Source organism: Conchiformibius kuhniae DSM 17694, from assembly GCF_000428785.1.
GTDB classification, from domain to species: Bacteria; Pseudomonadota; Gammaproteobacteria; order Burkholderiales; family Neisseriaceae; genus Conchiformibius; species Conchiformibius kuhniae.
On sequence record NZ_AUAP01000048.1, the window covers coordinates 1 to 2,073 of the forward strand.

Annotated in this window: 2 tRNA genes and 2 rRNA genes; all 4 read left to right on the forward strand. The window is 49.9% G+C overall.

The window, feature by feature from the left end:
- A 16S ribosomal RNA gene (locus G392_RS0109585) occupies window positions 1-1,133 on the forward strand; the annotation flags it as partial.
- A 49-nt stretch (window positions 1,134-1,182) separates the two neighbouring features.
- Window positions 1,183-1,259 (forward strand) — tRNA-Ile (locus tag G392_RS0109590).
- A 6-nt stretch (window positions 1,260-1,265) separates the two neighbouring features.
- Window positions 1,266-1,341: transfer RNA gene (locus G392_RS0109595), tRNA-Ala, on the forward strand.
- Between the two features lie 409 nt (window positions 1,342-1,750).
- Window positions 1,751-2,073 (forward strand): 23S ribosomal RNA (locus G392_RS0109605); the annotation flags it as partial.

Below are 2,073 nucleotides of genomic sequence, written 5' to 3' on the forward strand. Positions count from 1 at the left end.
TGAAGAAGGCCTTCGGGTTGTAAAGGACTTTTGTACGGGAAGAAAAGGGTGGTGCTAATATCGCTGCCTCATGACGGTACCGTAAGAATAAGCACCGGCTAACTACGTGCCAGCAGCCGCGGTAATACGTAGGGTGCGAGCGTTAATCGGAATTACTGGGCGTAAAGCGGGCGCAGACGGTTACTTAAGCAAGATGTGAAATCCCCGAGCTTAACTTGGGAACTGCGTTTTGAACTGGGTAGCTAGAGTGTGTCAGAGGGGGGTAGAATTCCACGTGTAGCAGTGAAATGCGTAGAGATGTGGAGGAATACCGATGGCGAAGGCAGCCCCCTGGGATAACACTGACGTTCATGCCCGAAAGCGTGGGTAGCAAACAGGATTAGATACCCTGGTAGTCCACGCCCTAAACGATGTCGATTAGCTGTTGGGGTACTTGATACCTTAGTAGCGTAGCTAACGCGTGAAATCGACCGCCTGGGGAGTACGGTCGCAAGATTAAAACTCAAAGGAATTGACGGGGACCCGCACAAGCGGTGGATGATGTGGATTAATTCGATGCAACGCGAAGAACCTTACCTGGTCTTGACATGTACGGAAGAGCTTAGAGATAGGCTTGTGCCTTCGGGAACCGTAACACAGGTGCTGCATGGCTGTCGTCAGCTCGTGTCGTGAGATGTTGGGTTAAGTCCCGCAACGAGCGCAACCCTTGTCATCAGTTGCCATCATTAAGTTGGGCACTCTGATGAGACTGCCGGTGACAAACCGGAGGAAGGTGGGGATGACGTCAAGTCCTCATGGCCCTTATGACCAGGGCTTCACACGTCATACAATGGTCGGTACAAAGGGTAGCCAAGCCGCGAGGCGGAGCCAATCCCAGAAAACCGATCGTAGTCCGGATTGCACTCTGCAACTCGAGTGCATGAAGTCGGAATCGCTAGTAATCGCAGGTCAGCATACTGCGGTGAATACGTTCCCGGGTCTTGTACACACCGCCCGTCACACCATGGGAGTGGGGGATACCAGAATTGGGTAGGGTAACCATTTGGAGCCCGCTTAACACGGTATGCTTCATGACTGGGGTGAAGTCGTAACAAGGTAGCCGTAGGGGAACCTGCGGCTGGATCACCTCCTTTCTAGAGAAAGTGGGAATGCACCCGCACTTATCGGTAATCGCAAGGTAATGGGTTTGTAGCTCAGCCGGTTAGAGCACACGCTTGATAAGCGTGGGGTCGGAGGTTCAAGTCCTCCCAGACCCACCATTAGATGGGGGCATAGCTCAGTTGGTAGAGCACCTGCTTTGCAAGCAGGGGGTCATCGGTTCGATCCCGTTTGCCTCCACCACAAACCTTGAAAGCAACTGTTTGCAAATAAAAGTAAGTAACGCGAAATGAAGTTTCGCATTGGAATTTATTTATTTTTATTTGCAAAACAAATTGCACCGCTCTTTAACAAATTGGAAGCCGAAATCAACAAACAAAGACAATGTTGGTTTTGCATGATGGTTTGGGTCAAATTGCTCAATATTAAACTCCCAATATTCAAATCGGGTGTTTGATGATTTGATGAACAGTTTAATTGGAGCCGTCAAGAAACGCAAAACCACAGTAATTTGGGTGATGATTGTATCCCAATCCCTGAACACAAAAGGCAGGGATTGGACACAACACAAACTGTATCAAAGTAGAGACCTTAAGGAAGCGCGGTCGTCAACGCCAAACTTCCGAAGTCAGCAAGGTACTTCAAATGATAGAGTCAAGCAAACAAGTGCATCAGGTGGATGCCTTGGCGATGATAGGCGAAGAAGGACGTGTAAGCCTGCGAAAAGCGCGGAGGAGCCGGCAAAAAGGCAACGATACCGCGATGTCCGAATGGGGAAACCCACACACTTTGGTGTGTATCCCAAACCGAATCCATAGGTTTGGCGAAGCGAACCGGGAGAACTGAACCATCTAAGTACCCCGAGGAAAAGAAATCAACCGAGATTCCGCAAGTAGTGGCGAGCGAACGCGGAAAAGCCTGTACGTGATATTCATTGAGATAGAAGAAAGACTTGGAAACGTCTGCCATAGCGGG